This window comes from Mycobacterium pinniadriaticum, assembly GCF_026242045.1.
In the GTDB taxonomy this organism is placed as follows: domain Bacteria; phylum Actinomycetota; class Actinomycetes; order Mycobacteriales; family Mycobacteriaceae; genus Mycobacterium; species Mycobacterium pinniadriaticum.
Map to the genome: position 1 here is coordinate 55,654 of NZ_JAPJDO010000001.1, position 19,233 is coordinate 74,886.

General features: G+C 66.5%; 23 protein-coding genes. 16 read left to right on the forward strand and 7 right to left on the reverse strand.

From position 1 onward, the window contains the following. The first annotated feature begins 22 nt into the window (after nucleotides 1-22). From lysS to ORI27_RS00300, 8 genes are all read left to right on the forward strand, one after another. Nucleotides 23-1,543, forward strand: coding sequence for a lysine--tRNA ligase (gene lysS / locus ORI27_RS00265; protein WP_265994789.1), 1,521 nt, complete (start codon nucleotides 23-25; stop codon nucleotides 1,541-1,543). Between the two features lie 115 nt (nucleotides 1,544-1,658). Continuing rightward, the gene (gene lsr2, locus ORI27_RS00270; RefSeq protein ID WP_265994788.1) at nucleotides 1,659-2,000 is read left to right on the forward strand and encodes a histone-like nucleoid-structuring protein Lsr2; all 342 of its coding nucleotides are present in this window, start codon (nucleotides 1,659-1,661) and stop codon (nucleotides 1,998-2,000) included. 258 nt (nucleotides 2,001-2,258) lie between these two features. Further along, entirely contained in the window at nucleotides 2,259-4,787 is a 2,529-nt protein-coding gene (gene clpC1, locus ORI27_RS00275) for an ATP-dependent protease ATP-binding subunit ClpC (protein ID WP_265994787.1), read from the forward strand. A 109-nt stretch (nucleotides 4,788-4,896) separates the two neighbouring features. After that, nucleotides 4,897-5,265: a YbjQ family protein gene (locus tag ORI27_RS00280; protein WP_265994786.1), complete on the forward strand. Its 369-nt coding sequence runs from the start codon at nucleotides 4,897-4,899 to the stop codon at nucleotides 5,263-5,265. 144 nt (nucleotides 5,266-5,409) lie between these two features. Continuing rightward, nucleotides 5,410-5,625 carry a CbtB domain-containing protein gene (locus tag ORI27_RS00285; protein WP_265994785.1) on the forward strand — a complete coding sequence of 72 codons (216 nt, stop codon included), beginning with the start codon at nucleotides 5,410-5,412 and terminating at the stop codon, nucleotides 5,623-5,625. Between the two features lie 22 nt (nucleotides 5,626-5,647). Then, complete coding sequence (locus ORI27_RS00290; protein WP_265994784.1) at nucleotides 5,648-6,448, forward strand: CbtA family protein; 801 nt, start codon at nucleotides 5,648-5,650, stop codon at nucleotides 6,446-6,448. Further along, entirely contained in the window at nucleotides 6,445-7,002 is a 558-nt protein-coding gene (locus tag ORI27_RS00295) for a histidine phosphatase family protein (protein ID WP_265994783.1), read from the forward strand. The genes ORI27_RS00290 and ORI27_RS00295 overlap by 4 nt, the downstream gene beginning before the upstream one ends. A gap of 79 nt (nucleotides 7,003-7,081) precedes the next feature. After that, entirely contained in the window at nucleotides 7,082-7,387 is a 306-nt protein-coding gene (locus ORI27_RS00300) for a DUF2218 domain-containing protein (RefSeq protein ID WP_265994782.1), read from the forward strand. Here the strand turns inward: ORI27_RS00300 and ORI27_RS00305 are convergent. Both ORI27_RS00305 and mhuD read right to left on the reverse strand, forming a co-directional pair. Next, nucleotides 7,378-8,754: a serine hydrolase gene (locus ORI27_RS00305; protein ID WP_407666197.1), complete on the reverse strand. Its 1,377-nt coding sequence runs from the start codon at nucleotides 8,752-8,754 to the stop codon at nucleotides 7,378-7,380. The genes ORI27_RS00300 and ORI27_RS00305 overlap by 10 nt on opposite strands. Next, nucleotides 8,720-9,034 carry a mycobilin-forming heme oxygenase MhuD gene (mhuD, locus tag ORI27_RS00310; protein ID WP_265994781.1) on the reverse strand — a complete coding sequence of 105 codons (315 nt, stop codon included), beginning with the start codon at nucleotides 9,032-9,034 and terminating at the stop codon, nucleotides 8,720-8,722. The genes ORI27_RS00305 and mhuD overlap by 35 nt, the downstream gene beginning before the upstream one ends. Nucleotides 9,035-9,089: 55 nt before the next feature. Between mhuD and ORI27_RS00315 the strand changes: the two genes are divergently transcribed. Beyond that, the gene (locus ORI27_RS00315; RefSeq protein WP_265994780.1) at nucleotides 9,090-9,857 is read left to right on the forward strand and encodes an alpha/beta fold hydrolase; all 768 of its coding nucleotides are present in this window, start codon (nucleotides 9,090-9,092) and stop codon (nucleotides 9,855-9,857) included. Here ORI27_RS00315 and ORI27_RS00320 read toward each other — a convergent pair. Next, nucleotides 9,831-10,028: a hypothetical protein gene (locus tag ORI27_RS00320; protein ID WP_265994779.1), complete on the reverse strand. Its 198-nt coding sequence runs from the start codon at nucleotides 10,026-10,028 to the stop codon at nucleotides 9,831-9,833. The two genes, ORI27_RS00315 and ORI27_RS00320, sit on opposite strands and share 27 nt — an antisense overlap. Before the next feature lie 71 nt (nucleotides 10,029-10,099). Here ORI27_RS00320 and ORI27_RS00325 point away from each other — a divergent pair, with 71 nt between their 5' ends. Then, nucleotides 10,100-11,059 carry a helix-turn-helix domain-containing protein gene (locus ORI27_RS00325; protein WP_265994778.1) on the forward strand — a complete coding sequence of 320 codons (960 nt, stop codon included), beginning with the start codon at nucleotides 10,100-10,102 and terminating at the stop codon, nucleotides 11,057-11,059. Nucleotides 11,060-11,100: 41 nt separating this feature from the next. On the opposite strand, the gene ORI27_RS00330 is transcribed toward ORI27_RS00325, so the two are convergent. Next, a complete protein-coding gene (locus ORI27_RS00330; protein ID WP_407666196.1) occupies nucleotides 11,101-12,027 on the reverse strand; it encodes an HhH-GPD family protein in 927 nt (308 codons plus the stop codon). On the opposite strand from ORI27_RS00330, the gene ORI27_RS00335 reads away from it, so the two are divergent. Both ORI27_RS00335 and ORI27_RS00340 read left to right on the forward strand, forming a co-directional pair. Continuing rightward, complete coding sequence (locus ORI27_RS00335) at nucleotides 12,026-12,643, forward strand: carbonic anhydrase (protein WP_265994776.1); 618 nt, start codon at nucleotides 12,026-12,028, stop codon at nucleotides 12,641-12,643. The two genes, ORI27_RS00330 and ORI27_RS00335, sit on opposite strands and share 2 nt — an antisense overlap. A gap of 80 nt (nucleotides 12,644-12,723) precedes the next feature. Continuing rightward, complete coding sequence (locus ORI27_RS00340; RefSeq protein WP_265994775.1) at nucleotides 12,724-13,509, forward strand: hypothetical protein; 786 nt, start codon at nucleotides 12,724-12,726, stop codon at nucleotides 13,507-13,509. Between the two features lie 120 nt (nucleotides 13,510-13,629). On the opposite strand, the gene disA is transcribed toward ORI27_RS00340, so the two are convergent. Then, nucleotides 13,630-14,742: a DNA integrity scanning diadenylate cyclase DisA gene (gene disA / locus ORI27_RS00345; RefSeq protein ID WP_265994774.1), complete on the reverse strand. Its 1,113-nt coding sequence runs from the start codon at nucleotides 14,740-14,742 to the stop codon at nucleotides 13,630-13,632. Continuing rightward, on the reverse strand, nucleotides 14,739-16,187 hold the full coding sequence (radA, locus tag ORI27_RS00350; RefSeq protein WP_265994773.1) for a DNA repair protein RadA: 1,449 nt from the start codon (nucleotides 16,185-16,187) through the stop codon (nucleotides 14,739-14,741). Before radA ends, disA begins: the two co-directional genes overlap by 4 nt. A gap of 78 nt (nucleotides 16,188-16,265) precedes the next feature. Between radA and trxA the strand changes: the two genes are divergently transcribed. Beyond that, nucleotides 16,266-16,697, forward strand: a complete 432-nt coding sequence (gene trxA / locus ORI27_RS00355) for a thioredoxin (protein WP_265994772.1) — start codon at nucleotides 16,266-16,268, stop codon at nucleotides 16,695-16,697. 27 nt (nucleotides 16,698-16,724) lie between these two features. Here trxA and ORI27_RS00360 read toward each other — a convergent pair whose 3' ends face one another. Next, nucleotides 16,725-17,267 carry a hypothetical protein gene (locus tag ORI27_RS00360; protein ID WP_265994771.1) on the reverse strand — a complete coding sequence of 181 codons (543 nt, stop codon included), beginning with the start codon at nucleotides 17,265-17,267 and terminating at the stop codon, nucleotides 16,725-16,727. A 294-nt stretch (nucleotides 17,268-17,561) separates the two neighbouring features. Here ORI27_RS00360 and carD point away from each other — a divergent pair, with 294 nt between their 5' ends. From carD to ispF, 3 genes are read left to right on the forward strand one after another with little or no spacing between them, the layout of a single operon-like run. Next, on the forward strand, nucleotides 17,562-18,050 hold the full coding sequence (gene carD / locus ORI27_RS00365) for an RNA polymerase-binding transcription factor CarD (protein WP_003921720.1): 489 nt from the start codon (nucleotides 17,562-17,564) through the stop codon (nucleotides 18,048-18,050). Next, on the forward strand, nucleotides 18,047-18,730 hold the full coding sequence (gene ispD / locus ORI27_RS00370) for a 2-C-methyl-D-erythritol 4-phosphate cytidylyltransferase (protein ID WP_407666203.1): 684 nt from the start codon (nucleotides 18,047-18,049) through the stop codon (nucleotides 18,728-18,730). Before carD ends, ispD begins: the two co-directional genes overlap by 4 nt. Then, nucleotides 18,727-19,227 carry a 2-C-methyl-D-erythritol 2,4-cyclodiphosphate synthase gene (ispF, locus tag ORI27_RS00375; RefSeq protein ID WP_265994769.1) on the forward strand — a complete coding sequence of 167 codons (501 nt, stop codon included), beginning with the start codon at nucleotides 18,727-18,729 and terminating at the stop codon, nucleotides 19,225-19,227. Before ispD ends, ispF begins: the two co-directional genes overlap by 4 nt. Nucleotides 19,228-19,233: the final 6 nt, after the last annotated feature.

Below are 19,233 nucleotides of genomic sequence, written 5' to 3' on the forward strand. Positions count from 1 at the left end.
ACCTCATTTAAGCTGGCACGTCGTGAGCTCTGCAGATACTCCGGATACCCCCGACGCGGGCGTTGACGTCCCCGAGCAGTTCCGGATTCGCCAGGGCAAGCGCGCGGCCCTGCTGGCCGATGGCAAAGATCCGTATCCGGTGTCGGTGCCGCGCACCCATTCGCTGGCCGAGATCCGCGCGACGTACCCCGACCTGCCTGCCGAAGCCACCACCGGCGACATCGTGGGTGTCACTGGTCGGGTGGTGTTCGCCCGCAACTCGGGCAAGCTGTGTTTCGCCACGCTGCAGGAGGGCGACGGAACCCAGTTGCAGGCGATGATCAGCCTCGCCGGTGTGGGAGAGCAAGCCCTGGATGCCTGGAAGACGGAGGTCGACCTCGGCGACATCGTGTTCGTGCACGGCGAGGTGATCAGCTCGCGCCGCGGCGAGCTGTCGGTGCTGGCCGATTCCTGGCAGATGGCCAGCAAGGCGTTGCGCCCGCTGCCCGTCGCGCATAAGGAGATGAGCGAGGAGTCGCGGGTCCGGCAGCGCTACGTCGACCTGATCGTGCGCCCCCAGGCCCGTCAGGTGGCGCGCCAGCGGATCGCCGTCGTGCGGGCCGTGCGCAACGCGCTGGAGCGCCGCGGGTTCCTCGAAGTCGAGACCCCGATGCTGCAGACACTGGCCGGTGGTGCGGCCGCCCGGCCGTTTGTCACCCACTCCAATGCCCTCGACGCGGACCTGTACCTGCGGATCGCCCCGGAGTTGTTCCTCAAGCGATGCGTCGTCGGCGGTCTGGAGAAAGTTTACGAGCTGAATCGTAACTTCCGAAACGAAGGCGCAGATTCGACGCATTCGCCGGAATTCTCGATGCTCGAGACTTATCAGGCATGGGGAACCTATGACGAATCGGCGATCGTCACCCGCGAAGTTATTCAAGAAGTGGCGGACGAGGCGATCGGCACCCGGCAAGTGCCATTGCCGGACGGGACAATCTATGACATCGACGGTGAATGGCCGTCGATTCAAATGTACCCGTCGTTGTCCGAAGCCCTCGGTGAAGAGATCACACCGGACACATCATTGGAATACTTACTCACTATTGCCGATCGTCTCGACGTCGAGATCCCGCCCGATCGCGGCTACGGACACGGCAAGCTGGTCGAAGAACTGTGGGAACACACCGTCGGGAACACATTGTGGTCCCCGACATTCGTCAAGGATTTCCCGGTCGAGACCACACCACTGACCCGTCAGCACCGTAGCATCCCCGGCGTCACCGAGAAGTGGGACCTGTACGTCCGCGGAATCGAGTTGGCCACGGGATACTCCGAGCTGGTCGACCCGATAGTGCAGCGCGAACGCTTCGAGGACCAGGCCAGGGCGGCGGCCGCCGGCGACGACGAGGCAATGGCGCTCGACGAGGATTTCCTGGCGGCGATGGAGTATGCGATGCCGCCGACCACCGGAACCGGAATGGGCATCGATCGCCTGTTGATGGTTCTCACCGGGTTGTCAATTCGCGAAACGGTTTTGTTCCCGATTGTTCGACGCCATGGCTGAGGTGCGTCGATCGAATCCTTGTTGAATGACGTGGGCAAATGTGGCACATTGGTGCACACGGGGGATCGGGTGGACTAACGCTTGATGTGCGCAGGCAGAAGGATTCAGTGAGGCAATGGCCAAGAAAGTGACCGTCACTCTCGTCGACGATTTTGACGGCGCGGGTGCCGCGGATGAAACGGTCGAATTCGCGCTCGACGGTGTGAGCTATGAGATCGATCTTTCCGCCAAGAATGCTCAGAAACTCCGCAACGATCTCAAACAGTGGGTCGACGCCAGCCGCCGGGTCGGCGGCCGTCGCCGCGGCCGCTCCGGGCCGGCTGGCCGTGGTCGCGCCGCCATCGACCGGGAGCAGAGCGCTGCGATCCGGGACTGGGCGCGCCGCAACGGTCACAAGGTGTCGACTCGGGGTCGCATTCCGGCCGACATCATCGACGCTTTCCACGCCGCAACCTAGGCCTGACCGGGCTTCTCTCGGCCATCCAAGCCTCTTCCGTCGCGCGCCGTCAGCCCCTGTTCGCTGGCGGCGAAGCCGCCGCCGGGGATTGCCGGAAACGATTCGCTGGCCTCCCACGTTGGTGTGCTAGGTCCGCACCGACATGGACGCGGTATGGGTGGCAAGGGAGGACGCCTCCCTCGGCCCCCATTAGAGTGGACGACAGGTACGTGGTGACTACCGCTGTACCTAATCGTGATGGAGAGCAGGTAACCGACGATGTTCGAGAGATTTACCGACCGTGCCCGCAGGGTCGTCGTCCTGGCTCAAGAAGAAGCCCGGATGCTCAACCACAACTACATCGGGACCGAGCACATCCTGCTGGGACTTATTCATGAGGGTGAAGGCGTAGCCGCCAAGTCGCTGGAGTCGCTGGGCATCTCGCTCGAGGGTGTCCGCAGCCAGGTCGAGGAGATCATCGGACAGGGCCAGCAGGCGCCGTCCGGGCACATCCCGTTCACCCCACGCGCCAAGAAGGTGCTGGAACTGAGCCTGCGCGAGGCGCTGCAGCTCGGCCACAACTACATCGGCACCGAGCACATCCTGCTCGGCCTGATCCGTGAGGGCGAGGGTGTGGCCGCCCAGGTGCTGGTGAAGCTCGGCGCCGAACTGACACGGGTGCGCCAGCAGGTCATCCAGTTGCTGTCCGGATATCAGGGCAAGGAGACCGCGGAAGCCGGCACCGGCGGTCGCGGCGGGGAGTCCGGCAATCCGTCGACCTCGCTGGTCTTGGACCAGTTCGGCCGCAACCTGACCGCAGCGGCCATGGAGGGCAAACTCGACCCGGTCATCGGCCGCGAGAAGGAAATCGAGCGGGTGATGCAGGTGCTGAGCCGGCGCACCAAGAACAACCCCGTACTGATCGGCGAACCCGGTGTCGGCAAGACCGCCGTGGTGGAGGGGCTGGCGCAGGCGATCGTGCACGGCGAAGTTCCCGAGACGCTGAAGGACAAGCAGCTCTACACCCTGGACCTCGGGTCGCTGGTGGCCGGCAGCCGCTATCGCGGCGACTTCGAGGAACGCCTCAAGAAGGTGCTCAAGGAGATCAACACCCGCGGCGACATCATCCTGTTCATCGACGAGCTGCACACGCTCGTCGGTGCGGGTGCCGCCGAGGGTGCCATCGACGCGGCGTCGATCCTCAAGCCCAAGCTGGCTCGTGGCGAACTGCAGACGATCGGTGCCACCACGCTCGACGAGTACCGCAAGTACATCGAGAAGGACGCCGCGCTGGAGCGCCGGTTCCAGCCGGTGCAGGTCGGCGAGCCGACGGTGGCCCACACCATCGAGATCCTCAAGGGATTGCGCGACCGGTACGAGGCGCACCACCGGGTGTCGATCACCGATGCCGCGATGGTCGCGGCGGCGACCCTGGCCGACCGCTACATCAACGATCGGTTCCTGCCGGACAAGGCGATCGACCTCATCGACGAGGCCGGCGCCCGGATGCGGATCCGCCGGATGACCGCTCCGCCAGACCTGCGTGAATTCGACGAGAAGATCGCCGACGCGCGCCGGGAGAAGGAGTCCGCGATCGACGCCCAGGACTTCGAGAAGGCGGCGTCGTTACGCGACCGTGAGAAGCAACTCGTCGCCCAGCGCGCCGAGCGGGAAAAGCAGTGGCGCTCAGGTGATCTCGACGTCGTTGCCGAGGTTGACGACGAGCAGATCGCCGAGGTTCTGGGCAACTGGACCGGTATCCCGGTGTTCAAGCTGACCGAGGAGGAGACCACTCGGCTGCTGCGTATGGAGGACGAGCTGCACAAGCGGATCATCGGCCAGGAGGACGCCGTCAAGGCGGTCTCCAAGGCCATCCGCCGTACCCGTGCCGGCCTCAAGGATCCCAAGCGGCCGTCGGGCTCCTTCATCTTCGCCGGCCCGTCCGGCGTCGGTAAGACCGAACTGTCCAAGGCGCTGGCCGAGTTCCTGTTCGGCGACGACGACGCACTGATCCAGATCGACATGGGCGAATTCCACGACCGCTTCACCGCGTCGCGGTTGTTCGGCGCGCCGCCCGGATACGTCGGCTACGAGGAGGGCGGCCAGCTCACCGAGAAGGTGCGGCGCAAGCCGTTCTCGGTGGTGCTGTTCGACGAGATCGAGAAGGCCCACCAGGAGATCTACAACACCCTGTTGCAGGTCCTCGAGGACGGTCGTCTCACCGACGGCCAGGGCCGCACGGTCGATTTCAAGAACACCGTGCTGATCTTCACGTCGAACCTGGGCACGTCCGATATCTCCAAGGCGGTCGGCCTGGGCTTCACTCAGGGTGGCGGCGAGAACAACTACGAGCGGATGAAGCAGAAGGTCAACGACGAGCTGAAGAAGCACTTCCGCCCCGAGTTCCTCAACCGCATCGACGACATCATCGTCTTCCATCAGTTGACTCGCGACGAGATCATCCGGATGGTCGATCTGATGGTGAACCGGGTGTCCAAGCAGCTCAAGGGCAAGGACATGGAGATGGAGCTCACCGACAACGCGAAGGCGCTGCTGGCCAAGCGCGGCTTCGACCCGGTGTTGGGTGCCCGGCCGCTGCGGCGGACGATCCAGCGTGAGATCGAGGACGCGTTGAGCGAGAAGATTCTCTTCGACGAGGTCGGTCCCGGTCAGCTGGTCACCGTCGACGTCGACAACTGGGACGGCGAAGGAGCCGGTGAGGACGCGGTGTTCACCTTCACCGGTGGACCCAAGCGCACCGAGTCCGCCGACGCCGACCTGGCCAACGCGGGCACCGCCAGCGAGTAGCGCAACCACGAGAAAGGCCCCCGACTTCGGTCGGGGGCCTTACTCATCCGGCCAGCGAATTGTTTGCGTCCGCATCGATTCCCGCGCATTCGACCGCTACCCTCTGGTCATGCTTGTTGTCACCACCAACGACATCCCGGGCTGGGAGATCCAGCGAGTGTGCGGCGAGGTGTTCGGCCTGACCGTGCGATCACGTAACGCCTTCTCCCAGATGGGTGCGGGCTTCAAGAGCATGTTCGGTGGTGAGCTGCAGGGCATGACGAAGAACCTCGCCGAGAGCCGCAACGAAGCGATGAACCGGTTGATGAACGAGGCCCGCAACCGCGGAGGTAACGCGATCATCGCCATGCGCTTCGACACCACCGAACTCGGCGATGTCTGGACCGAGATCTGCGCCTACGGAACCGCCGTGCAGGCGGTGCCGGTCACCGAGGCCGCCAAGTACACCGCGCAGCAGCTGGGCTACGGTGCCGGCTGACTCCGCGCGGGTATAACATCCTGGCTGTAAGAGACGAGTCGAGGAATCTGGTGAGAATCCAGAACGGTCGCGCCACTGTTGACAGTCAGACCCGGAACTCGTCATGGTTCATCTCGGGACGCGCAGCTCCCTGAAAGGACTCCAATGGCTACTCCGCACACCCGGTCGAGCCGGTCTCGCGCCGTCGACCTCTCGGCCACCAAGGCTGTCGTCTGGCTCTCACTGACCGCGTTCTTCGCGTTGCTGGTCCTGTACTTCGTCGGTGTCGACCAGGGCGCCACCTCGGTGTTCGGCGACAACATGTACATCCATGAATTCGTTCATGATGCCCGCCATCTGCTCGGTTTCCCCTGCCACTGAGTCCGCGGAACCTCTCAATCACATGGAAAAGTCAATAATCTGGCGCGGCATCCTGGCCGGCGCCTTCGCTGGTGTGCTCGGGTTCATCTGGTCGAAGATCTTCATCGAACCGATCGTCGGGCGGGCTATCGATTTCGAGGACGCTACCGCCGTGGCACATGAGGCCATGGAGACGACATCCGGGCACGGGCATACTCACGAAGCGGGCGGCGAGCTCTTCACCCGCGGTGTGCAGTCCAGCATCGGAATGGGACTGGGAGTGCTGGCCTTCAGCGTGGCACTCGGCGCGTTGTTCGCCGTCGTGTTCTGCGTGGCGTACAGCCGGATCAGCAATGTGTCGGCCCGCAAGCTCGCAGTGCTGGTGGCCGGCGCGATGCTCATCGCCCTATGGGTGGTTCCCGCACTCAAGTATCCGCCCAACCCGCCGGCAACAAGCCTCGACGAAACCATCAGGCAACGCGCACTGCTCTACGTGTTGATGGTCGCCCTGTCGGCGCTCTTCATGGTTGCCGCCGTGTATCTCGCTTTCCAGCTCACGCCGAAACTGGGTGCCTGGAACGCGACTCTGGCGGCGGGCGGTGCCTACATCGCGGCGGTCGCGATCGTGATGCTCATCCTGCCGACGATCGACGAGACGCCGGGACCGATGGTCAACGACGCGGGGACGATCGTGTTCGGCGGGTTCCCTGCCGATGACCTGTACGAGTTCCGGTTGTATGCGCTCGGCACCCAGGTGATCGTCTGGACGACGATCGGTCTGCTCGGTGCGATCATGCTGTCCCGGCTGCTCGACAACAAAGTGCAGGAGCCCATCGCTGCGTGAGTGAAGTCGTCCGGCTGACCCTGGTGTCACATGCCATGACCGACGCCATGGCAGTCGGACGATTTCCGGTCGACGAGGAGCTCAACGCGCTGGGTCGCCGGCAGCTCGACGAGCTCGACGTCGGTACCGCAGATATGGCGTTGTGCGGCCCCGAGGTTCGGGCTCGCCAGAGCGCCGAGCTGCTGGGGCTGAGGGCCCGCGTCGACGCCCGGCTGGCCGACCTGGATTGCGGGCGCTGGCGGGGGATGGGTCTCGACATGGTCGAACCCGACCTGCTCACGCTGTGGCTCACCGAACCCGCCCGCGGCCCGCACGGCGGCGAATCGATTGTCGAGATGATCACCCGGGTGCGCGGCTGGCTGGCCGATATCAGCCGGACACCGGGCCGCACAGTCGCCGTCACCCACCCGGCGGTGATCCGCGCGGTGATCCTCAACGCGCTGGACGCACCACCGAAGTCGTTCTGGCGCGTCGATGTTGCGCCGGCCAGCTGTACCACGCTGCATTTCCGCGGAATGGCGTGGACGCTGCGGTCGGGTTCGGATCATCGGTAACGCATCACCCGTCGGTCACGGCATAACAATTGTGAAAATACAATTGGCATGACCGGGGTATCTGCGAGGGGAATCTGATATGAGCACTGAAGTACCCACGGTGGACGCCACCGTCCGTACCGACCGCACCGCGCGGTATGGCAAGCAACTGGTGTCCCATCTGGGACGACGTAACGGTGGGGAATGGTCGGCGGACGCGGGCAGCGGCTGGATCGATCTCGGGGCCGGCCGAGCCACCGTGACAGCCGGGGATGGAGTGCTGGACCTACACCTGCGCGCACCGGCCGACGAGCTGGCCCGGCTTCAAGACGTCATCGCATCGCACCTGACCCGATTCGGCGAGCGGGACGAACTCAGCGTCGAATGGATTGCCGGTCAGCGGTAGCGGGGCAGTAGGCCGAAGACCTGCTTGATGATCGTCATCAGCCAGCCACCCGCGTTCGGGCTGTGGTACCGGGGCCAGTTGAACTGGAAACTGACCACCCACGCCTGGCCGGTACGGTCGACGGCATACCAGCTGAACGTGAAGTCCCCCGGCAGGTTGCCGGCCTTGGCGCCGATATAAGGCCACTCGGTGCGGTCGAGGTCGATTCCTGAGATCTCGGACATGATGTCCTTGACCGGTGCGGCCCGGCCAACGGCGTTGTGCTGGAGGGCGGCGTGCACTCGGCAGATGTCGTCGGCGCTGCCGTACCATTCCGCGCCATAGGCCGACCCGGGTGCGTGAGTTCGTTGCGGGTCGGGGTCATAGGGATGAGAGTCTGTCTGCCGCAACAGCACTGCGCGATCCTGTGGGGTCGCCATCTTCCACTGTTCGCGGACGTCGGGATTACCCCAGCCGATCGAGAAGATCTCCCGCATGGTGGGGAACGGTGTCATGCTGGCCGGGTCGTGGTGGCCGGCGGCGACCAGTGCCTGTTCGATCGCGTGGGTGCCCAGCCGCCCGATCAGCAGATCGGTGGCCATGTTGTCACTCGTCGCGATCATCTTGCCGGCCGCCTGGCGCACCGTGATCTGGGAGCCGGGCGGAAGCTTGTCGAAGCCCGAGGAGCCGAGCTTCTTCGTCTCAGCGGTGATCGTGAGTTTGTCGTCCCAGTTCAATGTTCCTGCCGTTACCGCACTTTCGACGGCAAACAGCACATAGGTCTTGAAAATCGAAGCCAGAGGCAGGGATTCAGCGGTGTTGGTCCCCGCCACCTTCGTGCAGCGGCCGTCGTCGACTTTGGACACCTGCCACGAGTAGCGGGCGCCGGTGCGGCTGAGTGCGGTGTCGACGTCCTGCCACGACTCGATCTTGGGCTTTGCGGTGGTGACGACGAACCGGCTGACGAAGGTGTCGTCACCCGTGCGCAGGTCGATGTCCTGTCGCGCGCCGTATGAGGTCAGCAGGTGCAGGGTGGCGATGTTCGCGCCGATGTCGACCCCGGCGAGGGTGTACGGCCGGTCCCACCACAGCCCGTCCATGGTGGTCGCGACGGCGTTCACCATCTCGGGTCTGGCCAGCGTCTTGACACTGTCGGGCCCGATCGGCCAATCCGAGTTCAGCATGTCCATGACCTGCTTGGCCCGCACCCCCTGCGGGGTGTTGAGGTCGATTCGAACGCCCGCGCCGGCGTTGGCCGGCGGAGCAGGTGCCGGTGCGCAGCTGGTTGCCAGGGCGGCGGCGGAGGCGATCACGGTGGCCAGTGCCACCACGCTCCGGCGCACCCGGCGTGCGCTAGTCCTTGCCGGTCCCGGCAACGTCCAACACAACCTCGAACTCGAGCAGATGGGCGCCCTTGGCCACCGGGTTGGCGCGCTCGCCGGCGTGCGCGTGGATTGCCGGTCCGGTCGCCCACGCCTGGAAGGCCTCCTCGGACTCCCAGGTGGTCACCACGAAGTAGCGGTCCTCACCCTTGACCGGCCGCAGCAGCTGGAATCCGAGGAACCCCGGCTGATTGTCGACGGCGTGGGCGCGGTTGGCGAACCGCTTCTCCAGTTCGGGGCCGGCACCCGGTGGAATCTCGATTGCGTTGATCTTCACCACGGACATGGCGCAAGGCTACCGCGCTCACCGAGAGCGGTGGCCGACCGCGCAAGATGAAGCGGTGAGCAAGCTGACGCATCGGGGAGGCACCGGGCGGCCGCTGGTGTTGGTGCACGGGCTGATGGGCCGCGGCAGCACGTGGTCGCGGCAGGTGCCGTGGCTTTCCCGGTTCGGAGCGGTCTACACCTACGACGCGCCGTGGCATCGGGGCCGTGATGTGGAAGATCCTGCGGCGGTGAGCACCGAGCGGTTCGTCGCGGATCTCGGGGACGCTGTCGCCACACTCGGCCGCGCGGCCGTCCTCATCGGGCATTCGATGGGCGGGTTGCACTCGTGGTGTCTGGCCGCGCAGTGTCCTGATCTGGTCAGCGCGCTGGTGGTGGAGGACATGGCGCCGGATTTCGTGGGCCGGACGACCGGCCCCTGGGAGCCGTGGGTGCACGCGTTGCCGGCCGAATATTCCACTGCCGAACAGGTTTTCGACGAGTTCGGACCGATCGCCGGGCGTTACTTCCTGGAGGCGTTCGACCGGACCGGGACCGGGTGGCGGCTGCACGGTCAACCCGCCCGATGGGTCGAGATCGCCGCACAGTGGGGTACCCGTGACTACTGGCAGCAGTGGCGGTCTGTCCGCGCGCCGGTGCTGCTCATCGAGGCGGGTGACTCGGTGGCGCCGCCCGGGCAGATGAGCCGGATGGCCGAGGTTGCCGGGCCGGCTGCCCGCTATGTCCGCGTGCCCGGTGCGGGCCACCTGGTCCACGACGACGCCCCGGAGCGCTACCGGGAGGTCGTCGAGTCGTTCCTAGCGGCGCTCCCCGAGGGTGCCTGACGACGGCCACGCGGGATGGTGCTCGAACCGGCTGCGGACCGCGTCGAGGTCATGGCTGATCCGGCGCGCGTCGGCGTCGTCGCTGAACAGCGGACCGACCATCGGGGCGCTGGCCCGGAATTGATTGGCATGCAGCCGCAGTTTGTTGAGGAAGGTGATGAAGGCGGTCATGGCGGAAATGCTTCGTCAGGAAAGATCCCGCCAACAGTGGCAGTACTGACCCTATAGGATAAGATCCTGCCATGCCATTGAAGAGTGTCTCGGCTCTGGTCCTCGAGGGCCTCGCGGTGTTCGAGTTCGGAGTCATCTGCGAGGTCTTCGGTATCGATAGATCCGCTGAGGGCGTCCCGAACTTCGATTTCAAGGTGTGCGGTCCGGAGCCGGGCAAGCCGCTGAGAACCAGCGTCGGCGCGCAGTTGGTGCCCGACCACGGCCTCGATGCGCTGCTCGGTGCCGACGTGGTGGCGGTATCAGCGGTCGCGGGTCCAGTCGAGGCGTACCCGCCCGAGGCGCTGGCGGCGCTACGGGCAGCCCACGCCGCCGGGTCGACGATCCTGACGGTGTGTTCGGGGGCATTCGTCGCGGGTGAGGCCGGCCTGCTCGACGGGCGTCGGTGCACGACGCACTGGATGCACGCCGACGAGCTCGCCCAGCGTTATCCGACCGCGGTCGTCGACCGCAATGTGTTGTTCGTCGACGACGGCGATCTGGTCACCAGTGCTGGTACCGCCGCCGGCATCGACGCGAGTCTGCACCTCGTGCGTCGGGAACTCGGCAGCGTGGTCACCAACACCATCGCCCGACGGATGGTCGTACCTCCGCAGCGCGACGGCGGCCAGCGCCAGTACATCGAGCAACCGATACCCGCCCGATGTTCGGAAGGCTTTGCTCCGCAGCTGGATTGGATACTGTCCAATCTCGACAAACCGCACACTGTCGCCAGCCTCGCTCGGCGGGCCAACATGTCGGCACGCACATTCGCCCGGCGCTTCGTCGAGGAGGCCGGTACCACGCCGATGCAGTGGGTCACCGATCAGCGGGTGCTCTACGCACGCCGGATGCTCGAAGAGACGGATCTGGATGTCGACCGGGTCGCCGAGCGGGCCGGTTTTGGCAATGCGACGCTGCTGCGCCACCACTTCCGCCGGATCGTCGGTGTCACACCGACGGACTACCGGCGCCGCTTCGCGCGGTCTGCTTAGCTCTCACCCCCGCTGCTGACTGCTCGGCTCCTCCTCGGTGCCTACGGCCCCGCATCGCCGCCTTCGCCGCTGAGGGCGAACCGGCCGTCGGCCGTCTGCTCCACCAGTCCGTCGACCAACAGTGAATCCAGTGCGCGATCACGCTGTGCGGTGTCGGTCAGCCACACCACATCCAACTGATCGCGTGGCACCGGAACGGTGCTGGCCCGCAACACATCCAACAGCCGTCCCCGCACCTGGCGGTCGGTGCCCGCGTAACGCTGGGCCGGCCGCGGCGGGGTCGTTGCCGGCGGATGGCCGGCGGCCCGCCAGGCGCACACACTGAGCGGGCAGATCCCGCATTTGGGGGATCGGGCGGTGCACACCGTCGCGCCGAGTTCCATCAGCGCGGCCGAAAACACCGGAGCGGTCTCATCGTCGGGAAGCAGCGCGGCCACATGGGTGAGGTCGCGCACAGCCGACGGGTTGCCCGCGTCGGCCAGCCCGTGTACCGCCCGCGCCACCACCCGCCGCACGTTGGTGTCCACCACGGGCACGCCCTGGCGGTACGCGAAACAGCCGACGGCGCGGGCGGTGTAGGCGCCCACGCCGGGCAGGGTCAACAACACCTCGACGTCGTCGGGCACCCGGTCGTCGTGCTCGGCGGCGATCACTGTCGCGCACTCGTGCAGCCGCTTGGCCCGCCGCGGATAGCCCAGCTTGCCCCAGGCTCGAAGCACATCGGCGGCACTGGCGGCCGCGGTCGCCGACGGTGTCGGCCAGCGTGCCACCCACTCCACCCAGATGGGCGCCACCCGCGCAACCGGGGTCTGCTGCAGCATGAATTCGCTGACCAGGATCTGCCAGGCTGTCACGTCCGGACCGCGCCACGGAAGGTCGCGTCGGGAGTGCGCGTACCAGTCGACCAGTTCTACGGAATCGATACTCATCGCGTCCCGGAGCGCTCGACGGTGCAGAATAAGGGCCATGCCGAACACCAGCCCCGTAACAGCTTGGAAGGCACTCAAGGAGGGTAACGAGCGATTCGTCGCCGGCCGGCCTGAGCATCCCAGCCAGAGCATCGAGGACCGGGCGAGGTTGGCCGCCGGGCAAACACCGACCGCGGTCATCTTCGGCTGTGCCGACAGCCGCGTCGCCGCCGAGATCATCTTCGACCAGGGGCTCGGCGACATGTTCGTGGTGCGCACCGCGGGCCACGTCATCGACTCCGCCGTGCTCGGTTCCCTCGAGTACGCGGTCAGTGTGCTCAACGTGCCGCTGATCGCGGTGCTCGGTCACGACAGCTGTGGCGCGGTGCAGGCTACCTTGTCGGCTCTCGATGAGGGTGCGGTACCGGGCGGCTACGTCCGCGATGTCGTCGAGCGCGTCACGCCGTCGATCCTGTTGGGCCGCCGTGACGGGCTGACCCGTGTCGACGAGTTCGAAACGCGCCACGTGATCGAAACCGGCATGCAGTTGTTGGCCCGCTCTACCGCCATCTCCGAGGCGATCGAGGCCGGGAAACTGGCCATCGTGGGGCTGACCTATCACCTCGCCGACGGCAAGGTTGTGCTGCGCGAACACCTCGGCGACATCGGCGAATAACCACTTTTTCAGCTAGCGAACAAGGCGACACGCCGAGCGGGATCGAACAACTCGCGGTGACCTGGGCTTACCGTGAGAAGGTGCTGGATCTGGAACCGCGTGGACCTCTACCCTCGCAAATCTATTGGCGACGCCGTGGCCTTGCGATCGGCATCGTCGCGGTGGTCGCCGCCATCGTCGTCGGAGTGGCCTTCGTGATCTTCAGCGGTAGCTCGGACTCGAAGAGCACCGTCAAGACCACCACCGCGGCGGGGCCGCAGAATCCGCAGCCGGAGAACAGGACTCCCGTCATCGAACCGACGACACCGGCCCCGGCGGCGGGCCCGGTGCCGGTCGCGCCGACGCCCACCGAGGCGGTCGTGCCGCCGCCGGTGCTGCAGGAAGGTGACGACTGCCCGGACTCCAACCTGGCGGTCAAGGGCATCACCAACCAGCCGCAATACGTCATCGGTGATCAGCCGAAGTTCACCATGGTCGTCACCAACATCGGCTTGGTGGCCTGCAAGCGGGATGTGGGCGCGGCCGTGTTGGCCGCATACGTCTACTCACTGGACGGCAACCGGCTGTGGTCCAACCTGGACTGCGCGCCATCCAACGAGACGCTGGTCAAGACATTCAACCCGGGTGAGCAGGTGACCACCGAGGTGACCTGGACCGGCATGGGTTCTGCACCGCAGTGCCCGCTGCCGCGCCAGCCGATCGGTCCCGGCACCTACAACCTGGTCGTCCAGTTGGGCAACCTGCGCTCGGCGTCGGTGCCGTTCATCCTGGCCGACGCGCCGCCACCGGGTGCTGCGCCGGCCGCCGGCGAGCAAGTGCCCGAGGCTGTCCCCGGCGAGGCGCCCGCGCCGGCTCCCGCCGGCTGAGGGCTATCTCAACCGCTCTCTCTAGACCACGGCCTCCCAGGACCATAGAGCTACGGCGTCGCAAGACGACCACCGCCCCATTTTCACCCCGGAACGGGCGCCGCGACAGCGGCAAATTGGCTAGACCAGCCGATCGGCGATCGTCGACTCGGCCAGCTGCGACAAGCCCTCGCGGACGTGCCGCGCCCACATCGCGCCGATGCCCTCGACGGATTGCAGGTCGGTGGCGCTGGCCGCCAACAGGCCCTGTAGCGAGCCGAAGCGCCGCACCAGCAGATCGACGTGGGCGAACTGCAGTCGCGGGATGCCAGCCATCGCTCGATAGCCGCGCGCGCTGAGCGCCGAATCCTGCGCATCGGGCGTCGACGGATAGCCGAACACCCGCGACAGCGCGGTGAAGTCGAGCAGCTCGGTATCCGACAGGGAATCCAATTCGGCCAGCGTCGAGGCCACCTGGGCTTTGGACGGGGGTTCCGGGTTGGCGTGATAGTCGCGCATGATCAGCTCGCGGGCCGTGTCGTTGCCGCCGAGCAGCTCCTCGAGCTGAAGTCGCAGCTGCCGGCCGTCCGTTCCGAGTTCGACTGTGTCATAGTCGATTTCGAGTCCGATACGGCGGACCATCTCCAGGCGCTGCACCACTGTCATGACGTCGCGCAGGGTGACGAAGTCCTCGATCTCGGCTGTGGACAGCTGCCGCGACACCTCATCGAGGCGTGCCTTGTAGCGCTCCAACGTCGCGATCGCCTGGTTGGCCCGCGACAGGATGGTCGCCGAGTCGGCGACGACGTGGCGTTCACCGCCGACGTAGACGGTCACGATGCTCATCGAGTGACTGACCGAGATCACCGGGTAGCCGGTCTGGATCGCGGTGCGTTCGGCCGACCGGTGCCGGGTCCCGGATTCGTCGGTGGGGATCGTCGGGTCGGGCACCAGCTGCACGTTGGCCCGAACGATCCGGTTGCCGTCGGTGGACAGCACGACGGCCCCGTCCATCTTCGACAGCTCACGCAGCCGGGTCGGAGCGAACCGGACGTCCAGCGAGAACCCGCCATCACAGATCGTCTCGACCCGCTCGTCGTAGCCAAGCACGATGAGCGCGCCCGTTCGACCGCGCAGGATGCGCTCCAGGCCGTCGCGAAGGGCGGTGCCGGGCGCCAGCCGCCCGATGGTCTCGCGCAGCGTGGCGGCGGCCGCCGGCTGCGCCGAGCCATTCGTCCGGTTGACGGTGCTCACAGCCACTTATTGTCCACTGTGTCGGACCCGTTACTCGAGCCATCCCGTCGAAGCTGCGTCACGACCTTGTCGTAGGGCCGTTTGGCGATCGACAGCATCGACCGCAACGCATCCCCGATGGTGGCGGATTCGATGGCCTTGAAGCCCTTGGGCACCGCGCCGCAGCCGACGGGCACCAGCGCTTCAGTGAAGCCGAGGCGGGCCGCTTCGGCCAGTCTGCGGTCCATGCCGGTGACCCGCCGCAGATCACCGGCCAGGCCCACCTCGCCGATCACGACGGTCGTGGTGGGCAATGGCAGGTCGGCGTAGGCCGACGCCATGGCCATCGCGACCGCCAGATCCGAAGACGGATCCATCAACCGCATACCGCCGACGGTGGACAGGTAGATGTCAGTCGCGCTGACCTTGAGGTTCGCCCGGCGTTCGAGCACCGCGGCGATCATCGCCGCGCGTGAGCTGTCGACCCCGCTGACCGCACGCCGTTGGGGTGCGTTCTCGGGGCGGTAGGCCAGCAGGGCCTGGACCTCGCCGATGAGCGCGCGCTTACCGTCTAGCGCCACGGTGACCGCTGTTCCCGGAACCGGGTTGGGACGGTCGTCGAGGAACAATCCCGACGGGTCGGAAACTCCTTGAATACCGTTGTCGTGCAATAGGAAACAGCCGACCTCGTCGGAAGCGCCGAAGCGGTTCTTGACCCCGCGGACCATCCGCAGGGTCGAGTTGCGGTCGCCTTCGAAGTGCAACACCACATCCACCAGGTGCTCCAGCGAACGAGGCCCGGCGATCGCGCCGTCCTTGGTGACATGGCCGACCAGCAGCAGCGCCACGCTGCTGGTCTTGGCTGCGGCGGTCAGTGCCGTCGTCACCGCGCGCACCTGGGTAACCCCACCCACGACCCCGTCGTTGTCGCCGGTCGAGATCGTCTGCACGGAGTCGACCACCACGAGACTGGGCTGCACCGCGTCGATGTGTCCCAGCACCGTGTGGACATCGGATTCAGCAGCCAAGAACACTTCGTCGTGGGTGCAGCCGGTGCGCTCGGCGCGCATGCGGATCTGGCCGGCCGACTCCTCACCTGACACGTACAGCGCCCGCCGCCCCGATTGCGCCCATCGGTGCACCACCTCGAGCAGCAGGGTGGACTTGCCGACGCCGGGATCGCCGGCGAGCAGGCTGACCGAGCCGGGCACCACTCCGCCGCCCAGCACCCGGTCGAGCTCGTCCACCCCGGTCGGGAAGTGTCGGGTGCGGTCGGGGTTGATGGAGCTGATCGGCACCGCCGGCGACGACGGCACCACGGCGCGGTGCGGCGCACCGCCGGCACTGCTCGTCGCCGCGACCTCGTCGACGGTGCCCCAGGTACCGCACTCGGGGCAGCGGCCAACCCACTTGGCCGTGACATGCCGGCACTCCGAGCAGCGGAACTGCGAACGCGCCTTGGCCACGCCGTGACGCTATCGGGTGGGTATGACAGATCAGCGGATTAGCCGATCCCGTGTCCGCGACTGCCGGAAAATGGGGGGATGGCAAGTGGGATCGTCGAATGTCCGCAATGCGGCACCCGCAACCGGGTGCCCTCCTCTACCGCCTCGGGCAAGCCGCGGTGCGCACAATGCCGGCAGTGGCTGCCGTGGATAGTCGATGCCGGGGACGCCGACTACACCGCGGTGGTGGAACAGGCCAGCGTGCCGGTGCTGGTCGACTTGTGGGCGCCGTGGTGTGGGCCCTGCCGGACGGTCAGCCCGGCCCTCGAACAGCTGGCCACCGAGCGCGCCGGGCGCCTGAAACTGGTGAAGGTCAACGTCGACAACGCGCCGCAGATCTCGCACCGATTCGAGGTTCAGGCCGTGCCGACGCTGTTGATCACCCAACGCGGCAAGGTGCTTGCGCGGCGGGCCGGGGCGGCACCGGTGGCGGCATTGCGTGCATGGGTGGACGGCACCCTGTCGGACTGAACCCCGCTCGTCGGGGGCTGATGCGGCCTATTGCCGCGGTGCGCCGCCGGCCGAGATCGGTACCGCGACGGTGGTCTGGCCGGCCTTGTCGAAGTCGAACGTGAAGTTGTAGGTCAGCCCGTTGGTGATCGGCTGGCTGAGCGTGACTTCGGCCTTGGCCGTCCGGATCGTGTCCACCGGGGTACCCGCCATGGGCATCACCTCGTCCTGACCGTCGGCGGCGCCGACGATCAGCGAGTTGCCCGCTGGGATGTCAGTCTTGCCGGTCACCTCGACCGATCCCACATCAGAGCTGATGGCGACCAGCTTGTCGTGGGTGTCCGCGGAGGTGTTTGCCGCCACGAAGATGAGCTCGACGGTGCGCCCCGGCTGGAGATAGTCGCTGCTCTGCACCGCTTGCAGGTGAACATTTCGCAAGGCGATGTTGGCGACATTGGCCTCCACGCCGTTGACGGCCGCCACCTGGTCGGCGGTCTGCGAGATCTGACCCGACCCACAGCCCGTCAGAATCAGGCCGCAGGCGGCCAGGCCAGCGGATGCGGCCACGAGGCGATTCGTCAAGCGGTTCACAGCAGCCTCCTGCTCGGCCTGTGTGGACGGCGCCGTCGCGCCGCCGCGGTTCGACTATGCACAGTAGTAGGTGGCGCGGCGCGGCGGTAGCTGAGGGTTCGCCGCGCGGTGGCCGAAGGCGGCGACGGCGGTCTGGGCGGGGTGTGCTGGGGCAACCCGGCGGCCCCCATGTTGCACGGTTTCGTCACCCTGTCAACCCCCACTCTTCACCTATGGTGCCCCTGACCTGCATCGTTGTTCCGCACGCTGTCGGCCCCCGTGCTAGCATTGCAATGTGAAAGGGGCTCGAAACTGATGATTTTCAAGGTCGGAGACACCGTTGTCTATCCACACCACGGTGCTGCATTGATCGAAGCGATCGAAACCCGGACCATCAAAGGCGAACAGAAGGAATATCTCGTCTTGAAGGTCGCCCAGGGAGACCTGACCGTTCGAGTTCCAGCGGAAAACGCCGAATACGTGGGTGTCCGTGACGTTGTGGGACAGGAGGGCCTGGACAAGGTTTTCCAGGTTCTGCGCGCCCCGCACACCGAAGAGCCGACCAACTGGTCGCGGCGGTACAAGGCCAATCTCGAGAAGCTGGCGTCCGGAGACGTCAACAAGGTCGCAGAGGTCGTCCGTGACCTGTGGCGCCGGGATCAGGAACGCGGCTTGTCGGCGGGCGAGAAGCGCATGCTGGCCAAGGCTCGGCAGATCCTCGTGGGCGAGCTCGCCCTGGCTGAGAACACTGATGACGCCAAGGCCGAGACCATTCTCGACGAGGTTCTGGCCGCCGCGTCCTGACTGCCCTGAGGGGTTCGGTGTCGGACACGGTCGCGGTCGTCACGGCCGCCGGATCCGGTGAACGGCTGGGAGCTGGTATCCCGAAGGCGTTCGTGGATCTCGGTGGCCGAACGATGCTCGAACGCTCCGTCGACGGGTTGCTTGCCTCCGGCGTCGTGGACCGGGTGGTGGTCGCCGCGCCGGTCGACCGCGTCGACGAAACCAAGCTTCTGCTCGACGGCCGTGCCACGGTCGTCGCGGGCGGTCCGGAACGTCCCGAAACGGTTCGGCGCGCACTGGATGCGATCGGGGACCCTGAATTCGTCTTGGTGCACGACGCCGCCCGCCCGCTGACGCCGGTCGAACAGATCCAACGGGTGGTCACCGCCCTGCGAGATGGGCTGCGAGCGGTCATTCCGGTGCTGCCGCTCATCGACACTGTCAAGGCCGTCGATGCCAACGGCGTGGTACTCGGCACACCGGAGCGATCCGGACTGCGTGCCGTCCAGACGCCGCAGGGTTTCGATACGGCGCTGCTGCGCCGGGCCTACGAGCGTGGCGGTGGCGCCAGCGTCACCGACGACGCCTCGCTGGTGGAGTACCTGGGCACCCCGGTACACACCGTCGACGGCGACACCCTCGCCTTCAAGATCACCACCCCGCTGGATCTCCAGCTGGCCCGGGCCCTGCTCGGCGCATGACGATTCCCCGTGTCGGGCTGGGCACCGACGTTCATCCGATCGAAGCCGGCCGACCCTGCTGGCTACTGGGCCTGTTGTTCGACGGATCCGACGGCTGCTCCGGGCACTCCGACGGTGATGTGGCCGTGCACGCGTTGTGCGATGCCCTGCTCTCCGCCGCTGGCCTCGGCGATCTGGGGACGGTGTTCGGAGTGGATCAACCGCAGTGGCGCGGTGTGACCGGCGCGCAGATGCTGGTCCACGTCCGCGATCTGCTCGCCGCCGCGGACTGGACCGTCGGCAACGCCACCGTCCAGGTCATCGCCAACCGCCCCAAGGTGGGCCCGCGCCGGGAAGAGGCCCAGCGGGTGCTCTCCGGGCTGCTGGGCGCGCCGGTGTCGGTCTCGGCGACAACCACCGACGGTCTCGGGCTGACCGGTCGCGGCGAAGGTATGGCCGCTGTCGCCACCGCATTGGTGGTCGCCGGACCCGCCTCGATGCCGAACAACCCCGATTAGGCCGGT